Origin of the sequence: Nonomuraea soli (genome assembly GCF_013761175.1) — a bacterium.
In the GTDB taxonomy this organism is placed as follows: domain Bacteria; phylum Actinomycetota; class Actinomycetes; order Streptosporangiales; family Streptosporangiaceae; genus Nonomuraea; species Nonomuraea soli.
This window is the reverse complement of the sequence record NZ_JACDUR010000002.1, coordinates 1,202,276-1,208,506: the sequence shown is the minus strand read 5'-3', so window position 1 is coordinate 1,208,506 and position 6,231 is coordinate 1,202,276. Positions and strand designations below refer to the sequence as shown.

Sequence of the window (6,231 nt, the reverse complement as noted above, 5' to 3'; positions counted from 1 at the left end):
GCTGTCGTGGGTGTTGGCGGCACTGATCGCGACAGAGATCGGCAGACCGGTCCGTTCGGTGATGAGGTGGATCTTCGACCCTTTCTTGCCGCGATCGACAGGATTCGGGCCCGTCAGGTCCCCCCTTTGACCGCGCGCACGCTGACCGAGTCGACCGCGCATCGAGACCAGTCCAGTTCGCCTCGGACGCCGAGCTCGTCCAGCAGGATGCGGTACAGATTGGCCCACACCCGGGCGGCGCTCCATTCGGTGAACCGGCGATGCACCGTCTGCCAGGAAGCACCGAACACCGGCGGGAGCTGCCGCCAGGCGCAGCCCGTGGTGGCCACGTACACGATCGCCGCCAAGATCACCCGATCCTCGACTCGCTGCCGTCCCCCGCCCTGTGGGCGAGTGGGCGCAGGCGGGACAAGGCGCTGAAACAGCTCCCACAGCTCGTCAGGCACCAGCCGTTGAAGGAAGGCATCCACGGATGATCTAACGACTGACCGCCAAATGAGTCACCGTCTTAGGGTGCCGGTGGACGGGTCAGTTGGGCGGCGCTGGTCGCGGGGTAGTGCGCTGGCCTGAGCTGAGACGGGCTGGCCCGGTCTGACCCAGCCAGGGTCGGGGTCCGGTAGCGGCATCAGGGCCGGTCGCCTCGACGGGCGGGGGCGACGGATTCGCGCCTGGGACAGTTCTTGATCGGCTTCCTCGCTGGTAAGCGTGCCCAGTACCTGAGCCGGCTGGGGCGTGGCCACTGGCGCGTACCGTTGCGTGCGCTTGCGTGCTGCGAGCTTAAGATCACGTTCGAGCTGGCGCTGGTTGTCCGCCCGTACCGCGTGCGTTTGGGCGATGGTGGCGTCATCCGCCTGCCCCTGAAGCTCGGCAGAGCCCAAATATTCGCCGGAGGCGGCGTCGAAAACCTCGATCTCGTGGTCGTGATGGAGCATGTAGCGCAGCCGCACCGTGCGGCCCTTGTGTCCGTTCATCCACGGGCCGTAATACAAGCGCTTACCCTTGCCCCACGACACCCCGCCGCCGATGATCGTGCGTTCTTTCCGTCATCGACCATGGTCAACAGGCGTAGGTCCTCGGCGGGTATGTCTTCCACAGGCCAGGCGTCGGCCTCCCAGGCTTGTACGGGTGTGCGTTTGCCGAGGGAGTCCTTAACGATGTGGTGATTCCAGTCGGTGACCCAGTCCTGCAGCCGATCCACGAACACTTCGAATGGCAGAGCCGGCCCTTCAGGGGCGTACGGCTTGCCGTTCATGCGGGTGGGGATCTCGCTGTAGTGCGGCATCGCGGCGAACAGCATCTTCTTGACGCACCCGTTGAGATTCTCCACCGTGCCTTTGAGGTGAGGGCAGTAGCCGGGCAGCACCCCGGCCGGGATCGCGAAGCGACCCAACGTCTGGGTGACGATGCGGCTGAGGAAGTCGGCGCCCTGATCGATCCGGACCGCGAGCGGAACTCCGCCAAACGGGCCGTACGGCGCCTTGCGCAGCATGGCAGCCCGTAAGGCGACTTGGATGCTGGCGCTGCTCGGCCGAGTGGGCGTAACCGCCAGCCCGCAGATGCCGTTGGTGGCGCAGTCGACGAACCACGTCACCCAGGGTTTGCGAAGGGTGCCGTCAACGTCGACGTAGACCGATGCCTCGACATGGTCGCCCTCCCACACCAGGTTGCGGTGCACGTCGGGGCGGCCGGGCCCTTTAGGGCGGCGCAGGTGGACGTCGTAGGCTCGGCGGGCTCGTTCCCCGGTGACCAGTCCGGCCCGGTGTCCGGGTGTCAGGTCGCGGCGCAGCGCCCGATGGAGGGTCGCCAGACTTGGCGCTGGCGGTCCTGCCTGCAGCGCGCGTGTGAGGAGCGCGCGATGCAACGCTGCGGCATTTCCGCCCAGCGACGCCAGCTCTGCTCGCAGCTCATCGGTGATCGCGAACCGGTCGCGTTCCTTGCGTTCACAGCGTCCGTCCAGACGCGCCTGCTTCAGCCAGCGAAACACGGTGCGGCTGCTGGTGCCGATGCTGGCCGCGGCGAGTTCCACCTGCCAGGTGCGCAGTTCACCTCGCTCGCGCAGCGCCATCAGCCGGCGGGTCACCGGTGCGCGCAACTGATGCAGCGATTCAGTGTCGGCGATCGGGAACGGTTCGGGCATGATGCCGCCCTTCGGCCGGCGATTCCCGAGATGCGCTGACGTATGACCAACAGCCCCGCAAGTCACCGGTCCGTCAGGAGGAACAGAACGGACCAGCTACCTCACCGGCATCGTAACGTTGACGACCGGGCTGATTCCATACAGTGACAGTCCGGTTCCGACGGCCTCACCTTCTGGCAAGGGCGCGCGACACACCGACTGGCGATCACGTAGGCGGGAAGGGCCCGAGATCGTCCAACTCGGCCACCTCGCCGAGATTGCTCATATTCCCTGCCCGTTGCGCCGGGAGGGCGAAAGCGACAGCCGAAGAAGGCCGCCTCCGTCTCCTCGAGGTTCGGCCAAACTCCTTGACCTGCAACCAGCGTTCAGGGAGTCCCACTCGGGCGGCGCGCACGGCGTAGCGGAGCACGAGCACGCCACTGCTGAGCGTCCAAGAGATCGAAGCTCGCCGCATTATCCAGCGCGAAGACCAGGTTAGCGACCGCGGCCTTGACGAACTGCGGATACAGACGCAGATGGAGTTCACCTGGCAGACTGACCAGCGCGCCCAGCGTCGAGACTGGCCGATTCAGCCAAGGGCCAGCAGCGCGGTGGCGGCCAGACAGGTGACCAAGCCCACCCGCTGAGCGGAACGCAGATGCTCAGCCAGCACCAATGCGGCCAGGGTGACGGTCACAGCCGGGTAGAGCGAGGCGAGCACGGCGGCGAGCGCCAGCGGGCTGTTCTGCGAGGCGATCATGAAGGCCAGCGTGCCGAGAGCGCCCAGGCATCCGGCCGCGATACCCCACCCGAGTGCGGAGCGCCGGGGCAGCCAGCGCTCCCGCAGCGCACTCGCGACGATCACGGTCACCAGGGCGCCGACGACCTGGTTGGCGGCGAGGGGAAAGGTACCGGCCGTCTCCGGTACCTGGCCAAGAGCGACGAACAGCACACCGAAGCCGGCGCCCGCCACTGCCCCGTCGACCAGACCAGCTCGTGATCGGCCTTCGGTGCCACCGCGAGCCTCACCAGAGACCAGCCAGATGCCCGGCAACGCCACGAGCACGCCCAACCACACCAGGATGCTGGGGCGTCCACCCAGAGCCACCTCGACTCCCACCGGCAGCAGAGCCGCCCCGACGGCGGAGACAGGTGCGACCAGCCCCATCCGGCCTCGGGCCAGACCGCGGTAGAGAAAGATCGTGCCGATCGAGGTTCCCGCGCCTGCAAGCAGAGCCCACGCGAAATCGTTCGCCTGCGGTCGGCCCGGCTGAGCCAACGCCATCCCCAGCATCAAGGCCGCTCCCGCGATCTGGCCGACGAACACCACCGGCCAGGCTCCCGCGCGGCGAGAGCCGAAACCGCCGACAAAGTCGGCAGCGCCGTACCCTACGGCGGCTGCCAGGGCCAGCAGGATGCCGATACTCATAAGAACCCCTCCTTGGGTGTACGGGTGATCTGCATCCATCGTCGAACCTCACTGGTCCAGCCTGAAGGTCCACAGATGGTGCTGAAGAGTGGACCACTTGTACACTGGGCTGGTGACGGTTCGGTGGGGGCGCCAAGGACCTGACCTCCTTGTGTCTCTGGATCGGTCGGCCGGGCAGACCCTCGGCCACCAGTTGCAAGAGCACCTGCGGGAGGCCATCCGGTCCGGTCGGCTCCAGCCTGGCGAGCGGCTGCCTTCCTCGCGACGGCTGGCCCAGCAACTTGGCCTGTCTCGGGGACTGGTGGTCGAAACCTACGAGCAACTGCGCGCCGAGGGCTATCTCGAGGCGGATACCGGATCGGGGACCAGCGTGGCCTCCCGCGCGACCTTCACAGCGACTTCCACCGCAACCTCCCCTGCGGTCTCGAGCATTGCCTCGCGCCCCAGCCCGCAGCAGCAGCCTCCGGGGCGGCGGATCCCACCACATGATGAGCGGCCCGGCCGGACACCGGAGCTAATCGATTTCGAGTACGGCATCCCCGACCTGGCCTCGTTTCCCATGAGCGACTGGGCCTGGGCGCTGGCCGACACCGCACGGACCATGCCCTCAGCCCAGCTGGGGGACGATCTCGACGCGGGATCGCTCCGGCTGCGTGAGGTGGTGACCTCTTACCACCGCAGGTTGCGAGCCGGATGCGCCGCTCCCGACAACGCCATCATCGTCGGAGGGTTCCGCCACGGACTGAACATCGTCCTCGGAGCCCTGGCACGCCGCGGGATTACCCATCTCGGCTTGGAGGATCCCGGCCCACGTGAGCACGACGTGATCGCCGGGAGGGCCGGGCTCGGCGTCGTCGCGGTGCCCGTCGACGACCATGGCCTGGACGTAGCCCGGCTGCGCGCCTCTCCGGCGCGCGCCGTCCTGGTGACGCCGGCACATCAATGTCCGACGGGGGCGCTGCTGTCGTCGCAACGTCGCCGTGATCTGGTCGCCTGGGCCCAGGAAGTCGACGGGGTGATCGTCGAGGACGACTACGACGCGGAGTTCCGCTACGACCGCCAGCCGGTCGGCTCGCTGCAGGGACTCGCGCCGGAGCATGTGATCGCGTTGGGCTCGGTGAGCAAAACTCTCGCTCCGGCGATCAAGATCGGTTGGATGCTCGTGCCGCCGCCGCTGGTGACGCAGCTGCGCCAGGACATGCGCCTGACCAGCCGCGGCGTGCCCGTGCTCGACCAGTTCGCTCTGGCCGCGCTGATCGAGTCGGGCCGGTTCGACCGCCACCTGCGTCGCATGCGCACGCTCTACGCCACCCGCCGCGCCACGCTGTCCGCGGCTGTGGAAGCCGCACTGCCGAAGCTGCGGCTCACCGGGCTGGCGGCTGGCTGCCACGCCCTGCTGCGGCTGCCCGACGACCTTCGCGAAGCCGCCGTTGTCGCCGCGGCACAACGCCGGTCGGTGCGCGTGCGCGGACTGAGCGACTATCGCGTTGGCGTGGGGTCGGCCGGGAACGCAGCTGCCAGCCCGCTGGGACCGGCGCTGGTGCTGGGGTTCGGCAACGTCAACGAAAGCCGGATCCGGCGCGGCGTCGATGCGCTGGCCAAGGCCCTCACCGAACTGAACGCCACGAGCTGATCTCTTCGGAGCCGTCTTAGCGTTGGGGCGCCGCCGAGTTCCGGAGCGGCGTCAGCCAGCAGAGGCACCACTGAACGCCGGAAAAGAGGACTCGACGGGCAGCCACCAACGCGACCCTCCAGCACAGAACAGTTCCACGCAGGCATGAGCTACCACCGACAAAGCTTGGCTAGCGCATGTGGCCTGAGCGCCAGCAGTTACCTACGGTGCGGTGAGGTTCACCTTGCGAGGGATCCTTCGACGTTTTACCCACACCCCACACTGGCGTCATGGGCCCATGCGATGGACACGCACAGGCGCGCGAGACGGTGCAGATCGACACCACGGTGCTGGATGTGCCGCTCATTCTGAGTGGTGGGGTCCAGGACCACGCGGCACTCAGCCTGGCGATCGGCAGCGTCAGTCGAACCATTCCCGCGACGGCCATCCGGCCCGTCAGCGCTGGGCCGCTGGACGCCACGGTGCTGCTGGAGCCCTTGCTGCTGCTCCCAACCCGCGCAGGCGAGGCCGTCGAGCCACGTGCCTCCGACACCCTCCAGCACACGGTGAGAGTGGACTGCTCGGTGATGTTCTGCTCCCCAGCGTTTCGTGATTGGTGCGAGGCGCGGGGCATTTGTGTGCGGGTCATTGGGGGCAACGAAGTCCCAGCTCGTAGCGCCGCTGAATGTGCGCTGTCCGCTGCCAAGGACTTTCTCCGTCAGTGTGCGGCTGCAATCAGGGGTCAACGTAGCGCTCACGGCAACTGCATCGCCCCGACCGCATTTACTCTCGACGAGCTAGCCACGTTGGTCGAGACATGGTCGGCGACGCGTTGGCCATCACGGCGTTCGGGGGAGCGGGGCAGTTCGCTCCTTCCGGGCTAGCTGCGGTTGCCGATGGAAGATCCTCAAGATCGGTCGCCCAGGCCCGTCAGCGTGGGCGGACACAGTCCCCAGGGGATGGCGTTGCTGACCTTCTGGATGCCCCTCCGCTTCACGCGCGACGCCTGCGGCCGCCCGGCCCGAGGCCATAAATTGCTCCCACCCGCCAGGCGCCGATCATCAGCGAGAGCCC

Annotated in this window: 4 protein-coding genes and 1 pseudogene; 1 reads left to right on the top strand and 4 read right to left on the bottom strand. The window is 67.7% G+C overall.

Annotated elements, in window-relative coordinates:
• From HNR30_RS12735 to HNR30_RS12720, 4 genes and pseudogenes are all read right to left on the bottom strand, one after another.
• A pseudogene (locus HNR30_RS12735) lies at positions 1–470 on the bottom strand (IS5 family transposase); the annotation flags it as partial.
• A gap of 30 nt (positions 471–500) precedes the next feature.
• Positions 501–1,013, bottom strand: a complete 513-nt coding sequence (locus HNR30_RS50755; RefSeq protein ID WP_181609962.1) for a Mu transposase C-terminal domain-containing protein — start codon at positions 1,011–1,013, stop codon at positions 501–503.
• Positions 968–2,137 (bottom strand): TnsB C-terminal domain-containing protein, encoded by a 1,170-nt coding sequence (locus tag HNR30_RS12725; RefSeq protein ID WP_181609961.1) that lies wholly within the window; start codon positions 2,135–2,137, stop codon positions 968–970. Before HNR30_RS12725 ends, HNR30_RS50755 begins: the two co-directional genes overlap by 46 nt.
• Positions 2,138–2,705: 568 nt before the next feature.
• Positions 2,706–3,545 (bottom strand): DMT family transporter, encoded by an 840-nt coding sequence (locus HNR30_RS12720; protein ID WP_220133430.1) that lies wholly within the window; start codon positions 3,543–3,545, stop codon positions 2,706–2,708.
• Between the two features lie 151 nt (positions 3,546–3,696).
• On the opposite strand from HNR30_RS12720, the gene pdxR reads away from it, so the two are divergent.
• A complete protein-coding gene (gene pdxR, locus HNR30_RS12715) occupies positions 3,697–5,178 on the top strand; it encodes a MocR-like pyridoxine biosynthesis transcription factor PdxR (RefSeq protein WP_220133429.1) in 1,482 nt (493 codons plus the stop codon).
• Positions 5,179–6,231: the final 1,053 nt, after the last annotated feature.

What these genes read in the sequence shown, in the direction of transcription:
- HNR30_RS12725 (WP_181609961.1), bottom strand. Translation starts at nt 2,137, where the DNA reads ATGCCCGAACCGTTCCCGATCGCCGACACTGAATCGCTGCATCAGTTG.
- HNR30_RS12720 (WP_220133430.1), bottom strand. Translation starts at nt 3,545, where the DNA reads ATGAGTATCGGCATCCTGCTGGCCCTGGCAGCCGCCGTAGGGTACGGC.